Source organism: Paeniglutamicibacter sulfureus (assembly GCF_030512175.1).
In the GTDB taxonomy this organism is placed as follows: domain Bacteria; phylum Actinomycetota; class Actinomycetes; order Actinomycetales; family Micrococcaceae; genus Paeniglutamicibacter; species Paeniglutamicibacter sulfureus.
The window spans coordinates 828,329-844,235 of the sequence record NZ_JAULBL010000002.1 but is presented as its reverse complement, the minus strand read 5'-3'; the positions used below and the strand labels follow the sequence as shown (position 1 = coordinate 844,235).

Genomic DNA, 15,907 nt, shown 5'->3' with positions numbered 1-15,907 from the left:
CCGGAGGCATATATACGGGCTTTCGACGGAACCGTGCGCGTGCAGGGGCCCTTAGCGGCTACCGCGCAACAGCGCGCTGATTTCGCCCGCGGTTCGCACGACGGCGGTGCCGTACTCTTCATACTTTGCTGGCTCGATGCGGCTCGAGGGCCCGGAAATCGACACGCTGCCGACCGGCACTCCCGCGGAATTCACGATGGGCGCCCCCAGCGACGTGATGCCGCTGCTCAACCCCTCCTCGTTGATGGCGTAGCCGCGCTCCCGCGTTTCGCGCACCAGTTTCCACACGGACTCGGGGTCGGTGACAGTTTGCTCACTGACGCCCTCCAGCGGACCGGCAAGGACGTCGCGGACAAACTCGTCGGCGGACGCTCCCAGGAAGGCTAACCCGGTTGCCGAGGCGTGCAGGGGAATGGGGGTTCCCAGCGCCAGAAACGCGCGCAGCACGTGCGGGGTGTCGAGCCGCTCGATGACAACCAGCGACTTGCCGTCGGGGACACACAAGTGCACCGTTTCCCGGGTGTCCAGTTGCAGGCCGTTCATCGGGCCAATGGCAATGTCCCGCAGGTCAACGCCTAGGCCAGCACGGGCGGTCACTGCATACGCGTGAAACGAGAGCGACCAGGCCGCATCCCGCGTATCGCTTTGCTGCACCCAATTCATCTCCTTGAGTGTCGCGAGCATGCGTAGGACCGTGGCCTTTGACCCTCCGGTCCGCTTGGCAATGTCCGAAAGCCCGATGGGCTGGTGCAGCGAGATTGTCTCAATGACCTGGATTGCCGTCTTCACGCTTTGCGTACTCACCGTGGATATACCCGTTCCTTCCCTTGACCAACACCCTGTTGTGATATAGCTTACATCCGAATTCCGAAAATGAACCGTCGGTTCAACTAGTGAACCGCAGGATGTGCAAGTGAAAGGACGAGCGTGAGTTCTCAAATCATTGCCTTGTTGATCTTCGTGGGAATCTTTGCCGTGGCCACGCTTCGCAAGGTGCACCTCGGTGTCATCATGTTCGCCGCGGCCGCCGGTGTCGGCATTTGGCTGGCCGACCTGGAAATGAAGCAGGTGATCGGGGGCTTCCCCGTCTCCATCCTCGTGCTGCTCGTGGGGGTGACCTATTTCTTCGCCATCGCCCAGGAGAACGGGACCGTCGACAGGATCATCGAATCCGCCATTGCCAAGGTCGGCGACAACGCCTTTGTTCTCCCCATCGTCTTCTTCGCATTGTCCGTCGGCATATCGGCCATGGGCTCCCCGCTGGCGGGCCTCGTGCTGACCCCCATCGGCATGCCGCTGGCCAAGAAGTACGGCATCGACCGGATGCTGATGGGACTTGCCATCGGCTGCGGCCTGAGCGCCGGAGGATTCGCCCCGACCAGCCTCTTCGGCATCGTGACCTATGGGACCGCCCACTCGGTGGGAATCCCGCTGAACCCGCTGCTGCTCTTCGGCGTCGCGCTTGGCGCCAACCTCGTGCTGATGATCGCCGCCTACGCCATGTTCGGCGGTTTCGGGTTGCTCAAGTCGCGGGCGAGCGGGTCCTTCAGCCCCTCGGCAGCACCGCGCTTTGCGGGCCGCGGACCGCTTCCCGCCCACCCGTTCGAGCGCGAGGGACTGACCCGCCGCAGCGCCGAGGCTGCACGCAGCAGCCTGCAGACCCTGGAGAAGGCCGACGCCGCGCCGGCCGTGCGCACGAGGATGAACACCACCCAATTGGTCACCGTGCTGTGCATGCTCGGACTGCTCACCAGCGTCATCGTCCTGGCAATGTGCGGACTGGACCCGGACATCGGCATCCTGTGTTTCGCCTTCGCCTCGGTCATGACCTTGGTCGACCCGAAGACCGGAAAGACCGCAGTGGCCAAGATCGACTGGTCCACGGTCCTGATGGTCGGCGGCATCATCACCTTCGTCGGCGTGCTGCAGAAAATGGGAGCCGTCGAGCTGCTGGGCGAGGCGGCCAGCCGGATCGGCGCCCCGATTGTCGCGGCCCTGGTCATCTGCCTGATTGGCGGCCTGGTCTCGGCCTTCGCCTCCACCACCGGAATGCTCGCGGCCCTGGTGCCGCTGGCCATCCCGTTGGTGGCATCCGGCGACATTGCCGGCTGGGCCCTGATCGCCGCGCTCGGTGTCTGCTCCTCGATCGTGGATGTCTCCCCGTTCTCCACCGTGGGGGCCACGCTAGTGGCCACCGTCGAGGAAGACGAGCGCCCGCGCATCAACAAGCTGTTGACCCGGTGGGGCATGTCCATGGTCGTGATCGGCCCGCTGGGCCTGGTCGGGGCGCTCGTGCTGCCCACCATGTTCTAGGAACCACGGCCATGTCAGATTCATTTCCCCAGAAGGAGAACCCCTTGCTGCCCTTGAGCGGTATTCGCGTCATCGACCTCAGCCGCGCGCTGGCCGGCCCCTACTGCACCGCATTGCTCGCGGACATGGGTGCGGACGTCATCAAGATCGAGACCGTCACCGGCGGGGACTCCTCGCGGTCCTGGCCGCCGTTCGATGGGGACCACAGCCTGTACTTCGATTCCACCAACCGGAACAAGAAGTCGATCTCGCTGGATCTCTACAGCGATGCCGGACGGGAACTGCTCGCCGGGCTGCTGGCCGACGCCGATGCGCTCGTGGAGAACTTCAAGCCCGGAACCATGGAAAAGATGGGGCTTGCGGCCGAGCGGCTGCGTGCCATCAATCCACGGCTGATCGTGTCCTCGATTACCGGCTACGGCACGGCCGGACCCTGGAAGGACCGTGCCGGTCTGGACCAGGTCATCCAGGCGACCTCCGGGCTGACCTCGGTCACCGGCAGAAGCGCGGAGGAGACCTACCGCGTGGGCATTCCGATCGTCGACATCACCACCGGCATGGTCTCCGCTTTCGCGCTGGTCAGTGCGCTCTACGCCAGGGCACGGGGAGGGGACGCCCACAACGTCTCCACCTCGCTGTTCGAGACCGCGCTGGGACTCTCCGCCTTCCAGGGGCAAACCGCGCTGACGCTGGATCGCGCGCCGGAACCCCAGGGCAACAACCATCCGACCATCGCGCCCTACGGGGCCTTCGCCACGGCCAGCGACGACATCGTGGTGGCGGTGGCCACCGAATCCCAGTGGGCAGCATTCTGCTCGGTGATCGGGCGAATCGACCTGGCCGAGGAGCCACGCTTCGCCACCGGCCGGGACCGGGCACTGCACCGCGAAGAACTCAACGATCTGATCACCCGGGAGTTGTCGACCCGGCCGGCCACCGCATGGATCGAGGAGCTCAATGGCGTGGGGATCCCCAGCGGTCCCGTGTTCGACTATGTGCAGGCGGTCAGCAGCGACCAGGCCCGCGCGCTGGGACTGATTGCCGAAACCCGGCGCGCCGACGGAACCCAGCTGCGCGTGCTGCGCGGCCCCGTGAGCATCGACCGCGTGCCCACGCCGGTGCGCCAGGCACCGCCCGCCCTGGGCGAGCACAGCCGCGAGATCCTCTCCGACATGGGACTCGACGATGAACAGATCAACCGCCTGATGGCGGAGGGCATCGTGAGGGAGCCTGCCGTCCTGGCCCCGAGCGGAGCGACGGCATGAGCGCAACGACGGCGGCAGCCCAAACGGTGGCAGGTCGCATCTCCAGTGCAATCAAGGGCGACATCGGCGAGATTGTGATTGAGAACCCGAGCCAGCGCAATGCCCTGACCCGGAACATGTGCATCGACCTCGCCGCACAGGTGCGCCTGCTCGATGCCGACCCCCAGGTCAAGGTCATCACGCTGCGTGGCTGCGGAGACGACTTTTCGGCCGGTGCCGCCATCAACGAACTCGGCCGGGTCTTGTTCGACGAGGGCGCGAACGGGGAAGCCATAGACCACCTCAGTGCCGCCGATGCGGCGATCTGCGCGGCGCGCAAGCCAACAGTCGCACTGGTGCGCGGGACGTGCATGGGCGGAGGCTGGCAGATTGCCTCGGCCTGCGACATGAGCATTGCCGCCGACACCGTCAGGCTTGCGGTCACCCCGTCCAAGTTGGGCATCATCTATCCGCGTTCCGGCATTGAACGCCTGGTTCAGCGGCTGGGCGCGGACAAGGCGAAGTACGTGCTGTTCAGCGCGGACCTGATCCCGGCGCAGAAGGCAGCGGCCTGGGGGCTGTTGACGGACGTGGTCCCGGAGGACGAGTTCGAGGTCCTGAGCCAGGGTCTGGTCTCCCGCATGGCCATGCGCTCGCAATATTCGATCCACACCATGAAGTCGCTGATCGATTCCATGGTTTCCGGGAGCAGTGCGGAGGACGAGCTGTGGCGCGCGGAATGGGCGAAGCTGCCGGCCAGCGAGGACTTCGCCGTGGGCCAACGCGCGTTCCTGGAGGGCGAAAGGCCGCGCTTCACCTGGGGCGGCTGAGCCCGAAGCCGTTGCCTCGCGGGAACGGTGGGCGGACATGCTCCCCGTGAAATGTCCGCCCACCCAGTACTCCGGATCCGATGGCGTCAGAACACGATGACCGGCTTCAGCGTCGAGCCGTCCGCGGAATCGGCGAAGGCCCGGTTGATGTCCTCGAACGGGTACTTCTTAATCAGCTTGTCGAATGGGAACAGGCCCCTGGCGTGCAGGCTGACCAGCCGGGGAATGAATTCCTTGGGCACCGCGTCGCCCTCGATGACCATGGAAACCTTGATCCCGGTCAGCAGCAGGTTGCCGATGGCGAACGGCGCCTCGGTCCCCAGCTTGGCGGCGCCGACCAAGGCACCGTGGCCCCGGGTGGCCAATGACTGTGTCATCTGGGAGAACACCGGGGGCACCCCGGTGGTGTCCAGCGCGAAGTTGGCGCCTCCACCGGTGATTTCCTTGATCGCCTCGACCGGGTCGGTCTCCTTGGAGTTCACGGTGTGGGTGGCTCCCAGCTCCTTGGCAAAGTCCAGGCGTTCGGGGACGATGTCCACCATGATGATCGTCGTCGCGCCGGCGGCCTTGGCTGCCAGCATGCCGGCCATGCCCACCGCTCCGGTGCCGAACACCGCGATGGAGGAACCGGGCTGCGGCTGCAGGACATTGAGCACGGCCCCGGAACCGGTCATGATGCCGCAGCCCAGGGGGCCAAGGATCTCCAGCGGCACGCCATCGGGGACCTTGACCGCCCCGTGGGCCACCACGTTAGTGAGCTCGGCAAAGGACGACTGGCCGAAGAAGTGCGACCCGATCGGTCCCTGCGCGTCGGAAAAGGACTTCGAGCCATCCGGGCGCTGGACTCCGAAGTTCCGGTCGTAGAAGTTCACGCAATACATTGGATGCCCGGCGAGGCATTGCTCGCAGCGACCGCAGAAGGCCGGGCCGATAACGACCTTGTCACCCTCGGCGAATCCCTGCACGTCCGAGCCAACGGCCTCGACGATCCCGGCACCCTCGTGGCCCAGGACCACCGGCAGCGGAACCGGGTACCACTGGTCGCGGATGATGGCATCGGTATGGCAAACCCCGGAGGCAACCATCCTCACCCGCAGTTCGTCGGCGCGCGGGTCGTCAACCTCGATCTCGCGAATTTCCAGGTCGGTTTCGGGGGCAATGGCCACTGCTGCTCTCGTCTTCATGGTTTTCCCTTCGGGTCTAGGAGAATGAAGGAGGGTACGTGCCCGGTGGAAGCGTGGGCTCCATATCCCGCACAACTGCGGCGATCCGCACGTAAGGCGCAACGGCGCGAGGGTCACCGCCTTCAGCTAACCCCGCGGCACGGGGATGGTCAAGGATGAAGTGGGGACCATAACGCCTGAATCGTCGCCCATGCCCGTATGGCCTTGCGCGATGGATCGAGTGGCGCAAGGCTGGTGGTGACACTACACCGACGCGCGGCAAGGAAGCATGATGCTAAAGCTCGAGGACCTCGACCTGGAACGGATTGCCTGGGCCATGCAGGACGACGGTTCCCTGGGGGCCGAGTTCTACCTGAACCTGGACACCGGGGACGTGGTGCTCCCCGGATTCGAGGAGGACCTGGACATGTCGGACATTCAGGAGGGCAACTACGCCTCGATTGACCACCTCGAGTCCTACGAGTCGTTTCGGCACATGGAGGACTTTGCCTACGCGCTGCCCGAGGGCGAGGCCCGCACAAAAATCGAGCAGACACTGATCCGCAGCAAGCCGTTCCGGCATTTCAGGGACGTGCTGGGCACCTTCCCGGAGGAACGCGAAGCCTGGTACAGGTTCAAGGACGAGGCCATGCGTGCAGTCGTCATCCGGTGGCTGGTCGGAATCGAGGCCATTGAGGACCCCGATTCCAACGACACCTTCGGAAACGAGCAGGCGTAGGGGCTACCCCAGCAGCGGGAAGCCGGGTCCGGGGACGAGGTTCTCCACTGCCGCGGCAACGCGGAAGGCCATGGCCTCGTCAAGGGGGTGGCCAACGACCTGCACGCCGGTGGGCACCGAGTCGCAGGACAGCCCGCTGGGAACCGCAACGACCGGGCAGCGGTTGGCGACATTGAAGGGGCTGGTCAGGTGCGCCTCCCAATAATGGCCCAGATGCCCCTCGGAGGTCTCGATCCCGTCCAGGTAGTTGCCGTCGGCAACCAGCGAGGCCACCGCCGAGGTCGGGCACAGCAGCGCATCCAGCCCCGCCATCGCCGCGGCCAGCTCGGCCTGGAGCGCATGGTCCATGGCCAGGGATTCCACCAGGGTGTGCCGGTTTGCGGCGGCTGCGGCGTCCTTGATGAACCGGGCCGTGTAGGCCGCCAATTCCGACTCCGTCCCTGCGGTTTCGGTTGCCATGGCCGGGCCCAGGATGTGCCCGAAGTGGGCGAAGGTCGTCTCAGTGATCCGCGCGGTGGTCCAAGGCAAGTCAACCGGCACGACCACGGCCCCTGCGGCTTCCAGTGCCCGGGCGACCCTGACGGTGTTTTCGACGATCTCCGCTGCCACGGGGTAGTTGCCCAGCGTGAGCGAGAGCCCGATGCGCAACCCCGCAACGTCACCTGCGGCGAGCGGGTTGATGCCGTTCTCGCCCCAGGATCCGTGGTCGGTGTGGTGGCGTCCGGACATGACGCCGGCCAGCAGCGCGGTGTCCGCAACGGTGCGTCCCATCGGCCCGTCGCCGCGATACCAGTCGGCGGCCAGCGCGCCGGCACCCGGGATCCGGCCATAGGGCGCCTTGTAGCCCACGGTCCCGGTGAACCCGGCCGGAATGCGGGTGGACCCGGCGATGTCCGATGCGGTGGCAAGCGTGGTGAACCCGGCGGCCAATGCGGCCCCGGCACCGCCGGAGGATCCCCCGGGCGTGGCCTGTTTGTTCCACGGGTTCCTGGTGATCCCCCACATGGGCGAATGCGTGGTCGTGGCACAGCTGAATTCGGGACTCGTGGTGCGGGCGTGGACGATCCCGCCCGCTGCTCTCAGCCGTTCCACCACCGGGTGGTCGACCGGGGCAACGCGTCCGCGGTGGGCAGCCAGGCCCTGTTCGAGTTTGAGCCCGGCGATCCCGTGCTTTTCCTTGGTGGCCACCGTCAGGCCGAGCAATGCAGGGGCTCCCCCGCCATCCCGCGCCAGGCGCACGTATTCATCCGCCGCGACACGTGCCTGTGCGCGGGCGGAGTCGAAGAGCGTCTCGGTGAAGGCATTGATGCCGGTCTCCCGGTCCCCGTTATGCTCCTCGATCCGCTGGATCTGGGCCTCGAGGACCTCTACGGGCGAAAGTTCCAACGACCGGAAACCCGCCAGCGCGTCGGTGGCCGAAATGTGTGCCAGCGAGGTCTCCGGCTTGGGCGCTGCCGTCGTGGAGATCATCGGGAACCTGCCTTCGAGAGCTCGCGTTCGGTCGGGTCGTTTGCCGCCAGCGCGCCGTTGACCATTTCCCAGGCCACGGATTCCAGCGCCTTCACCCCGGCCACCATGTCGGCATCGGTGGTGAACTCGCGTTCGCAGTGGCTGACCCCGTCCACCGAGGGAATGAACATCATCACGGTGGGGACGATGCGGTTCATGGCCACCGAGTCGTGTCCGGCCATGGTGCGGATCCGGCGCACCGAAAGCCCCAGGTTCGCGGCGACCTTCTCGGTCAGTTCCAGCCCGTCCTCGGGGTAGTACTGGATGCCGCGCACGTCGAAGTCGTTGACGTTGATGCGGATGTCGTGGTCCTTGGCGATCTGCGCAATGTCGGCCAGCAGGGACGCCCGGGCCTCGGCGACGATTTCCGGGCTTGCCGAACGCAGGTCGGCGACCAGGTGCACCCGGCGGGCCACCACGATCGGGGAGTTCGGTTCCAGGGTCAGCTGCCCGACCGAGGACACCAGCGCCTCCGGGGCGAATTTCGCCGTAACGTCGTGGACCAGCAGCACGACCTTGGAGGCGGCCACCAGCGCGTCGTGGCGGTCGGCCATGGCCGTGGCCCCGGTGTGCGACTGCTCGCCGAGCACCTCGATGTCGAGTTTCTGGGTGTGCCAGGAGTAATCGACTGCTCCCAGGGTGATGCCCTCACGTTCCAGGATCCTGCCCTGCTCGATGTGGATCTCCGCATAGCCGGCAAGGTCCGGGCGTTCGTCGGTGCCCAGGTAGCCGATGGCTTCCAGTGCCTGCGCGACGGTGGTCCCGGCCAGGTCCTTGACGGCGAGCATCTTCTCCTGGTCCATCAGCCCGGCGAAGACCGAGGAACCCATGATGGAGGGGGCAAAGCGGCCGCCCTCCTCGTTGAACCAGTTGACCACGGCCAGGTTGAAGACCGGGGTGGTGTCCGTGGCAGCCAGGGAATCGGCCACGCGCTCGGCGGCGTGTAGGCCCGCCAGCACCCCGTAGGCCCCGTCGAAGCGTCCGCCCAGCGGCTGGGAATCCAGGTGGGATCCGAGCAGGATATACGGGGCACCGGGGACCAGCTCGATCAAAGCGAACATGTTCCCGATCCCGTCGACGCGCACCTCCCAGTTCCGCGTCCGCGCGAAGGCGGCAAACCAGTCGCGGGTTGCTTTGTCGGCCTCGGTGGCGGCCTGGCGCTCGACGCCGTTGTTCTCGGTCGCCCCGATTCCGGCAACGTGGTGGAAGTCGGTGAGGAATGTTGCATCGCTCATGGGGTGGTTGCTCCTTGCAGTGGTTCGGTGGTTCGCCTGGGGGTGTCGGGAAGTGGTCAGCCGACGCGGTGGTGAGTCTCCGGGACCTTGGTGAGGGTCAGCAGCAGGAACACGATCACCGCTGCTCCCGCCATGTAGTAGCCCGGTGCGGCGCTCAGCCCGGTCTGGGAAACCAGGAAGGTTCCGACAAAGGGGGCTGATCCACCGAAGATCGCGTAGCCGACGTTGTAGCTGATCGCGGCCGAGGTGAAGCGGGTGCGGGTGGTGAAGATTTCGACGAAGAAGGTGTAGCAGCCGCCGCCGTAGATGCACATCGGGACCACGAAGAGCAGCTGGCCGGCAATGGCCAGCGGCAGCGAGCCGGAGGTGACGAGCATGAAGCACGGAATGGACAGCAGGGCCAGTGCCGCGGAGCCCGCGATCAACATCGGCTTGCGGCCCACCTTGTCGCCGATGATCCCGCCGACGGGCAGCAGCAGCGCGTAGAAAAGCATGGCCGCGGCGTTGGCCAGCAGCGACTGGTCACGGCTGAGGTTTCCGGTGACCTGTACGTAGGACACGAAGTAGCCCGAGAGGAAATAGAAGCCCATGGCGGTCAGTCCCATCACGAAGATGACCTGCAACATGCGGACCTTGTTCTCGGCGAAGGCCTCGCGGATGGGGCTGTATTCCTTGGATTTTTCCTTGGCAAGCACGGCCTTGAAGGCCTCGGATTCCTCGGTCTTGGCGCGGATCCACAGGCCGAAGAAGGCCATGGGCAGGGCCAAGAGGAACGGGATGCGCCAGCCCCAGGACATGAATGCCTCGGAGGACATGGAGCTGGAGAGCACCAGGATCAGCGTGCCGCCGAAGACCGAGGGCAACGCGGTGGCGGCCAGGGTGATGTTCAGCCAGAAGCCGCGCTTGTTGATCGGTGCGTGTTCGAAGACGAAGGCCGGGGCCCCGACCGATTCGCCGCCGGCGGAGAACCCCTGGATCATCCGGCAGAGGACGAGCAAGATGGGCGCAGCCGCGCCGATGGCCGCGTGCGTGGGCAGCAGGCCGATCAATGCGGTGGCCGAGCCGATGGACAGCAGGGTGATAAACAGGACCTTGCGGCGCCCGATCTTGTCCCCCAGTGCCCCGAAGAACAGTCCGCCCAGCGGGCGAACCAGGAAGGCGACGCCGAAGGTCGCGAAGGTGGCCAAGAGCCCGGCCAGTGCACTGGTGCCGGGGAAGAAGAGCTGGGAGAGCACCACCGCGGAGAGACCATAGAGGGTGAAGTCGTAGAATTCGATGAACTGGCCGATGCTGCCGCCGGCGAGCACCCGCTTTTGCATGCCGTTGGCGGCGTTGCGCTCTCGTTGGAGCACTGCCTGGGGCTGTGGTGAATGGATCTCGGTCTTCATCGACGCTCCTGAGTGTGCGGTCCGCTCGACTCATTGACTCAAGCGGCGGCTTTTGATGTTTACCCTTGGAACCATTGTGGTGATTGCCGTCACATGGGTCTAACGAATAATTTCGGTTAGGCCCATCGAGCGAATCGATTGGAGCTCGGTCAGGCGGAGGCCGCTTCACCGGAGACAGACCCGTAGAGCCCGATGCAGACCTGCTCGAACGCGAGCGATTTGCGCGTCGGCTTGGCTCCGACGGGGCGGACCAGCGACATCTCGATCGGCGGCAGGTTCTCGATGATGTCCAGCGGAACCACGGAGCCGCCGGCATAGGTCAATTCGTTGGTCAGCCGCTGGTTCAGCAGCGAATACCCGTGGCCGCGGGCCACATAGGAGCGGACCGTCTCGTAGCCGGAGACCACGTGGCGGATGGATGGACGGATTCCGAGCTGGCTGAACATGTCCAGGTAGTACTCGCGGGTGTGTTTGGCATCCAGCAGGATCAACGGCTCGTCGGCGAAGTCCCGCAGGCTGACGGGCATATTCGGGGTGGCTGCCCGGGGGTGGTTGGCCGGGACCAGGACGTGCGGCGGGATCCGCTCCAGGACCCGCCGGTCGAACTCGGCACCCACCCCCTGGTCGTACATCAGCGCCAGCTCGCAGACCCCGTCGAGCAGCGCCTGGCGCAGCGACTCTTGGTCCCCCTGGAAACTGACCTTCACGTTGGGGTGCGCGGCCTCGAATTCCTGCAGGATGACGGGGGCCTTGAACGGCGCCAGCGGCGAGTACATGCCGACCACCAGCTCCCCGGCGAGCGCTTCGCCCTCGTCGAGGACCGCTTGGTAGAGCAGGTCGGCCTCCTCCAGAAAAGCCTGGGATCCCAGCAGCAGGCGCTTGCCCGAAGGGGTCAGCCGCAGCCCCTTGCTGGAGAGCCGGGTGAACAGGGACGCGCCGAACTCCTCCTCGAGCCGGGCGATGGCCGAGGAAAGCGTGGACTGGGTGACGTTCAGCTCGGCCGCGGCCGCTGTCATGTTCTCCAGCCGGGCCACCGCTCCGAAGTAGCGCAACTGCACCAGCGTGAAGGATTTGCTCATGAGTGCATTATGGAGGAGTTTCGCACTTTTGAGTAAGCCACCCCTGTTTGATCGAGATTCGCAGATTTCCGTGCAAATATACTCCAGATGCCGCCTGGCGGTGTCCCAGCCACACAATGACCGGACCTCAATCTGGCACCCCTTGCACGAAACATTCAATGTTTTTCAATGTTTGGGCCTACTTCACGATTCGAGTCAAAAATTCGTAGCCTATGGAATAGACAACATTCATTCGAAGACGATGCTTCACCATTTTTCCATCCCGTATCGATTCAAGAAGTTCTGCTTCTCTGAGTTTCCGGAGATGGCGCGATACCTGCGGAGCTCCAATGCCAAGTCGTCTCGATAGATCGCTGGTGGTGCAATATTCGTTTACGAGGTGCCGACACAGCTCCAAACGGGCGCTATCGGCTAGGACTGCCATTTGATTTTGGATTTCGTGGATGCTTCTGTTGACGGTTCCCATGTCAGAGATCGGGAATTGCACAATGATGGGGATCTCGTAGCCCGCGTACTCGTCGTCGTACTTCACGACCACGTGAGGCTTCGTCAGGTTACTTGGGACAAGGACGAATTTGCGGCCGCTGCCATTGACGAAGGCATTCTGAAGTTTGTCATAAGCGACCTGAGAGGTCTGAGGAAAGAAATGTGCGCCTGGAGTCAAAGAGGCCAGCACCATCGAAGCGGATCCCCCGGCCAGCCGTCGTTGGACTTCAACTTCGCTGGCTTTAAGCCGTGCGGAACCAGATTCCCAGCGCGAGTGAAAGCAGGTGTCATGGAAAGTTCGCAGAAACGCAGTCAGGACCTGACGGAAGAGCTCGGGATCGCGAGCCAAACGAGCCCCTAGCTCTTCGCGCTCTTCACTCCGTGTCCGGCAGATCTCTATAAAATCAGCACGGTCGCTGCTGTCGTTCATGATGTCCAGGGTACGGTCGGATCGACCACCGATGATCGCTTGAACGCTCATCTGCACAAATGCTTCGAGAGGCAGCGCTGCGACGCTTGCCAGCTCAGAATCAAAGCCTTGGCTGGCCCTAGAGTTCAATGGCATTAATGCGCGGAATCTGAATCGCGCCCACAGCGGTGAGAACGAACGCATGGTCCGTCTCAACTGAGCGGATATTTCGGCATCAATCGCTTTGAGTTCTCGCGAGAGTTCAAGATGATGGCCAGGCTCCGCAATGCAGTGGAGCATGGCCATCATCTCGGCCATCTCTGAAACCCTGACAGTAACGTTCGCTGGTTCGACGTCGGTCAGGTCAAAGATGATCGGCATGAGACGAGCTTAGCTGACCTCGGCTAGCGACAAGGTGCATCACAACCCCAAGGCAACAACCGCATTTAGAAGCGCAATTCCTCTGCAGAAAGCCGCAGCTCTTCAGCATCAACACGGTGCAAAAACCCTTGCAACATCAGACGGTCAATAACTCGAGCAAGGACACGACGGTAGCTATCAATATCGCCATAGATCTCTTGCAAGCGCTGTCCATCAAACGGTGTCTCATTGCCGTGGTACCACGAGGGCCGACCCATGGGCGTCGCAGCTACCAGGGTCGACGTCGGCGCATCGGTGTAGGTGCTTCGCACACCTCCAAGAGCGTTGCCCCACTGATCACGCGAAATGGTATCGGTGTGCCCCTCGGTTTCGAGTAATTGGGAGGGAGGCGGCACTAGCTTTCCCTCAGCCCAATCTGCAAGCAGTCCCAGTAGTGCTCCGTAAATATGGGAATTCGGGAAGGTCGACCAGTGTGCTCCGGGAGGCAGCGGGCAGTCCTTGAGTCTAAGTACATCCTTCTGACTCATATGGCGTGTTTCCCGATGTGCCATCCCTGCGATCTCGTAAAGGCGGAATGTTTCGGAATCTGCTCGGCGATGGCTCAGTCCGCGAACCTGCCCAGATACCCCGCAATCCCAGCGAACGGACTGGAATTCCGCTTCACCCAATACCTCAATCACCGGAACATCTATATCCGGTAGTGCTTCACCGCCTGAGGCTCCAGGCAGGTATCCGTCAAAGAGGGGCCCTCCATCCGCCCGGCGCATGGCATCGTGGTGTTGCTCAACAAAGCGACGAACCACACCGCCGGTTTGGGATATCCCGGCGAAGAGAAGGGTCTTGACTTCCGAATTCCTGATTCCCGGCAGACCTCCACGAAGTGCGTGTGCGACTTGTGCAATGATTTCAAATGACTGGGGTGTCGCCTTCCACCATCGTTCCTTGAACGCATCGTATTGTTCAGCAAGAATCTCGGGGCTTGGGTTCTCTGTGAAGGGAATCGATCCTGCGAAGTCGCTTGCCAGCTCCCCCGCCGTAAACACCATGTCCCGATACCGTTCGGGATTGCCGCCCTGGATCAGGTCCAGCGCCGACGGAGCCTGTGAGTCAATTTCTATCCACATGTACCCATCACGCATCAGCGCACGGTTGTAGGCGCGCCAGACCGAGGTTCCTCCCCAGATATGACTTACCTCCGTGAGCGTTCGACCATTGAATTTGCCCATGTCTTCAGGCCGTCGAACCAAGATGCGTGTGAGAAATGGTGCCTCGGCTGCGTTACCCGAGACAAAATATTCTTCCTGGATGTATCCATATGAGGGCATTCGTTCGGTTCCGTAGGATTCGAGCACAACGGCTCGATTTCCTTCGGTTTCCGGGATCGGGCCCGAAATTTGGGCGCACGGAACTAGGGTCTGTGAGGTGGTCATGTTCTAAATCTCCTGTTTTGAAGCCAAATGCCAGCGAGAGAGCGCGCTAAAGACTGGGCGAAGAGTCCAGCAATGTACGCGTGTATGCGCTTTTCGGGTTAGCGAAAACGTCTTCCGCTGACCCGTTTTCCATAATTTTCCCGTTGTAAAGCACCGCTACCTGATCACTCATGAATTCCACGACGGCCATATCGTGGCTCACGAAGATCATCGAGAGGCTTCGCGATTCTTGGATGTCCTTGAGCAGGTTCAAGACGCGTGCCTGAACCGAAACATCCAGCGCGGAAACCGGTTCGTCAGCAACGATAAGTTCCGGTTCGAGTGCCAAACCGCGCGCAATAGATATACGTTGCCGCTGGCCACCTGAGAACTCATGCGCGTAGCGTCCCAACCAGCCCTCGGCCAGCTGCACTTCATCTGCAAGGGCTCGAGCCCGTATGCGACGTTCCTCGGCAGAATATAGATTCTGTACGCGCATCGGCTCTTCAATGAGCTCTTGCAAACTCATCCGCGGATTCAGCGAATTTGATGAATCCTGAAAGATCATCTGCATCTTGCGACGGTACAAACGCAATTCGTCTTTGCCCAAGGCGAAAATGTCTTGGCCCAGAACGCGGACAGATCCAGAGGTCGGTTTGATGAGCCCAATGGAGATTCGACCCAGGGTGGACTTTCCGGATCCGGATTCGCCGACCAGCCCCACGACTTGATTTCGTTTGACCGAAAGCGAGGCGTTGTCTACGGCGACGTGCTTGGAACGCTTGAACATGCCGCCAACCTTGAACTCTTTGCTGACGTTGGTAAGCTCCAGGACGAGGTCGTTTTGGGTTTCGAGCTGATCCGTTTTCATGGCGTCACCTTTGAATAGATGGACTTATCGATCACCGGGAGTCGGTGTGGTTGACGGCCCAGCCGCGGCGCCGCTTCCAAAAGGCCTTGGGTGTAACCAGATTTCGGGTTGGTAATGACTTCTTGGGTAGCGCCCTGCTCCATTTCGTATCCATCCAGCATGACGACGACGTCGTCGGTATATTGCGACACCAAACCAAGGTCGTGACTGATCAGGACCAATGCCAGGTCGAGGTCATCGCGCAATTTCAGCAGCAAATCCAGGATCTGTTTTTGAATAGTGGCGTCCAGGGCGGTTGTCGGTTCATCTGCGAGCAGCAGGGCCGGGTTGCAAGAAATACTCATTGCGATCATGACGCGTTGTCGCATGCCCCCGGAGAGCTGGTGAACACAGGATCCCAGTACACCTCGCGTCGGAGGAATCCCCACGAGATCCAGCAGCTCACTGGCGCGATTATGTGCCTGTTTTTTGTCCAGGCCCAAGTGCATACGCATGGGACGAATCATTTGCTCGCCAATAGTCATCGTCGGGTGCAGCGCACTCATTGGTTCTTGAAAAATGAAGCCGATCTCGGAACCGCTTAGTTTGCGCCGTTCTGCATGAGTCGCTGTGAGCAGATCCTTGCCCTTGTACAAGATTTTGCCCGAAGCAACCGCTACATCCGGCAGGATCCCCATGATCGCGGTGGCAGTCATGGATTTTCCGGAACCGGATTCGCCGACAACGCCCAGTGTCTTCCCCGCTTCAAGCGAGAAGCTCAGCGAATGAACGACTCTGCTTGGACCTTCTGGCTTGAGGATGTCGACGTTCAGGTCGCAAACTTCGAGTAACACTTTTTCACCTACGCGCAT

At 62.7% G+C, this 15,907-nt stretch carries 14 protein-coding genes; 4 read left to right on the top strand and 10 right to left on the bottom strand.

Annotated elements, in window-relative coordinates; genetic code table 11:
* Nucleotides 1-51: 51 nt before the first annotated feature.
* Nucleotides 52-804, bottom strand: coding sequence for an IclR family transcriptional regulator (locus tag Q2T94_RS10500; protein WP_302264193.1), 753 nt, complete (start codon nt 802-804; stop codon nt 52-54).
* A gap of 123 nt (nt 805-927) precedes the next feature.
* On the opposite strand from Q2T94_RS10500, the gene Q2T94_RS10495 reads away from it, so the two are divergent.
* The 3 genes from Q2T94_RS10495 to Q2T94_RS10485 are packed head-to-tail and all read left to right on the top strand — an operon-like array spanning nt 928 to nt 4,387.
* Nucleotides 928-2,313, top strand: a complete 1,386-nt coding sequence (locus Q2T94_RS10495) for an SLC13 family permease (protein ID WP_302264192.1) — start codon at nt 928-930, stop codon at nt 2,311-2,313.
* Nucleotides 2,314-2,324: 11 nt separating this feature from the next.
* Entirely contained in the window at nt 2,325-3,578 is a 1,254-nt protein-coding gene (locus Q2T94_RS10490) for a CaiB/BaiF CoA transferase family protein (RefSeq protein ID WP_302264190.1), read from the top strand.
* Nucleotides 3,575-4,387, top strand: coding sequence for an enoyl-CoA hydratase/isomerase family protein (locus tag Q2T94_RS10485; protein WP_302264188.1), 813 nt, complete (start codon nt 3,575-3,577; stop codon nt 4,385-4,387). Before Q2T94_RS10490 ends, Q2T94_RS10485 begins: the two co-directional genes overlap by 4 nt.
* Before the next feature lie 86 nt (nt 4,388-4,473).
* Here Q2T94_RS10485 and Q2T94_RS10480 read toward each other — a convergent pair whose 3' ends face one another.
* Nucleotides 4,474-5,571 carry an NAD(P)-dependent alcohol dehydrogenase gene (locus Q2T94_RS10480; protein WP_302264185.1) on the bottom strand — a complete coding sequence of 366 codons (1,098 nt, stop codon included), beginning with the start codon at nt 5,569-5,571 and terminating at the stop codon, nt 4,474-4,476.
* A gap of 268 nt (nt 5,572-5,839) precedes the next feature.
* Between Q2T94_RS10480 and Q2T94_RS10475 the strand changes: the two genes are divergently transcribed.
* On the top strand, nt 5,840-6,289 hold the full coding sequence (locus Q2T94_RS10475) for a UPF0158 family protein (RefSeq protein ID WP_302264184.1): 450 nt from the start codon (nt 5,840-5,842) through the stop codon (nt 6,287-6,289).
* Between the two features lie 3 nt (nt 6,290-6,292).
* Here the strand turns inward: Q2T94_RS10475 and Q2T94_RS10470 are convergent, their stop codons facing one another.
* The 8 genes from Q2T94_RS10470 to Q2T94_RS10435 form a co-directional block, all read right to left on the bottom strand.
* Nucleotides 6,293-7,759 (bottom strand): amidase, encoded by a 1,467-nt coding sequence (locus Q2T94_RS10470; RefSeq protein ID WP_302264183.1) that lies wholly within the window; start codon nt 7,757-7,759, stop codon nt 6,293-6,295.
* Entirely contained in the window at nt 7,756-9,033 is a 1,278-nt protein-coding gene (locus Q2T94_RS10465) for a M20 family metallo-hydrolase (protein ID WP_302264182.1), read from the bottom strand. Before Q2T94_RS10465 ends, Q2T94_RS10470 begins: the two co-directional genes overlap by 4 nt.
* A 56-nt stretch (nt 9,034-9,089) precedes the next feature.
* The gene (locus Q2T94_RS10460) at nt 9,090-10,421 is read right to left on the bottom strand and encodes an MFS transporter (RefSeq protein WP_302264181.1); all 1,332 of its coding nucleotides are present in this window, start codon (nt 10,419-10,421) and stop codon (nt 9,090-9,092) included.
* 149 nt (nt 10,422-10,570) lie between these two features.
* Nucleotides 10,571-11,500 carry a LysR family transcriptional regulator gene (locus Q2T94_RS10455; RefSeq protein ID WP_302264179.1) on the bottom strand — a complete coding sequence of 310 codons (930 nt, stop codon included), beginning with the start codon at nt 11,498-11,500 and terminating at the stop codon, nt 10,571-10,573.
* A 178-nt stretch (nt 11,501-11,678) separates the two neighbouring features.
* Nucleotides 11,679-12,776, bottom strand: a complete 1,098-nt coding sequence (locus Q2T94_RS10450) for an ArsR/SmtB family transcription factor (RefSeq protein ID WP_302264176.1) — start codon at nt 12,774-12,776, stop codon at nt 11,679-11,681.
* Nucleotides 12,777-12,841: 65 nt separating this feature from the next.
* Nucleotides 12,842-14,206, bottom strand: a complete 1,365-nt coding sequence (locus Q2T94_RS10445; protein WP_302264174.1) for an alpha/beta hydrolase domain-containing protein — start codon at nt 14,204-14,206, stop codon at nt 12,842-12,844.
* A 46-nt stretch (nt 14,207-14,252) separates the two neighbouring features.
* The gene (locus Q2T94_RS10440) at nt 14,253-15,056 is read right to left on the bottom strand and encodes an ATP-binding cassette domain-containing protein (RefSeq protein WP_302264172.1); all 804 of its coding nucleotides are present in this window, start codon (nt 15,054-15,056) and stop codon (nt 14,253-14,255) included.
* On the bottom strand, nt 15,053-15,907 hold the full coding sequence (locus Q2T94_RS10435) for an ABC transporter ATP-binding protein (protein WP_302264169.1): 855 nt from the start codon (nt 15,905-15,907) through the stop codon (nt 15,053-15,055). Before Q2T94_RS10435 ends, Q2T94_RS10440 begins: the two co-directional genes overlap by 4 nt.

Coding starts and splice junctions, on each gene's coding strand:
- Q2T94_RS10450 (WP_302264176.1), bottom strand. CDS start 12,776: ATGCCGATCATCTTTGACCTGACCGACGTCGAACCAGCGAACGTTACT.
- Q2T94_RS10465 (WP_302264182.1), bottom strand. CDS start 9,033: ATGAGCGATGCAACATTCCTCACCGACTTCCACCACGTTGCCGGAATC.
- Q2T94_RS10470 (WP_302264183.1), bottom strand. CDS start 7,759: ATGATCTCCACGACGGCAGCGCCCAAGCCGGAGACCTCGCTGGCACAC.
- Q2T94_RS10435 (WP_302264169.1), bottom strand. CDS start 15,907: ATGCGCGTAGGTGAAAAAGTGTTACTCGAAGTTTGCGACCTGAACGTC.
- Q2T94_RS10475 (WP_302264184.1), top strand. CDS start 5,840: ATGATGCTAAAGCTCGAGGACCTCGACCTGGAACGGATTGCCTGGGCC.
- Q2T94_RS10485 (WP_302264188.1), top strand. CDS start 3,575: ATGAGCGCAACGACGGCGGCAGCCCAAACGGTGGCAGGTCGCATCTCC.
- Q2T94_RS10440 (WP_302264172.1), bottom strand. CDS start 15,056: ATGAAAACGGATCAGCTCGAAACCCAAAACGACCTCGTCCTGGAGCTT.
- Q2T94_RS10460 (WP_302264181.1), bottom strand. CDS start 10,421: ATGAAGACCGAGATCCATTCACCACAGCCCCAGGCAGTGCTCCAACGA.
- Q2T94_RS10455 (WP_302264179.1), bottom strand. CDS start 11,500: ATGAGCAAATCCTTCACGCTGGTGCAGTTGCGCTACTTCGGAGCGGTG.
- Q2T94_RS10480 (WP_302264185.1), bottom strand. CDS start 5,571: ATGAAGACGAGAGCAGCAGTGGCCATTGCCCCCGAAACCGACCTGGAA.
- Q2T94_RS10445 (WP_302264174.1), bottom strand. CDS start 14,206: ATGACCACCTCACAGACCCTAGTTCCGTGCGCCCAAATTTCGGGCCCG.
- Q2T94_RS10490 (WP_302264190.1), top strand. CDS start 2,325: ATGTCAGATTCATTTCCCCAGAAGGAGAACCCCTTGCTGCCCTTGAGC.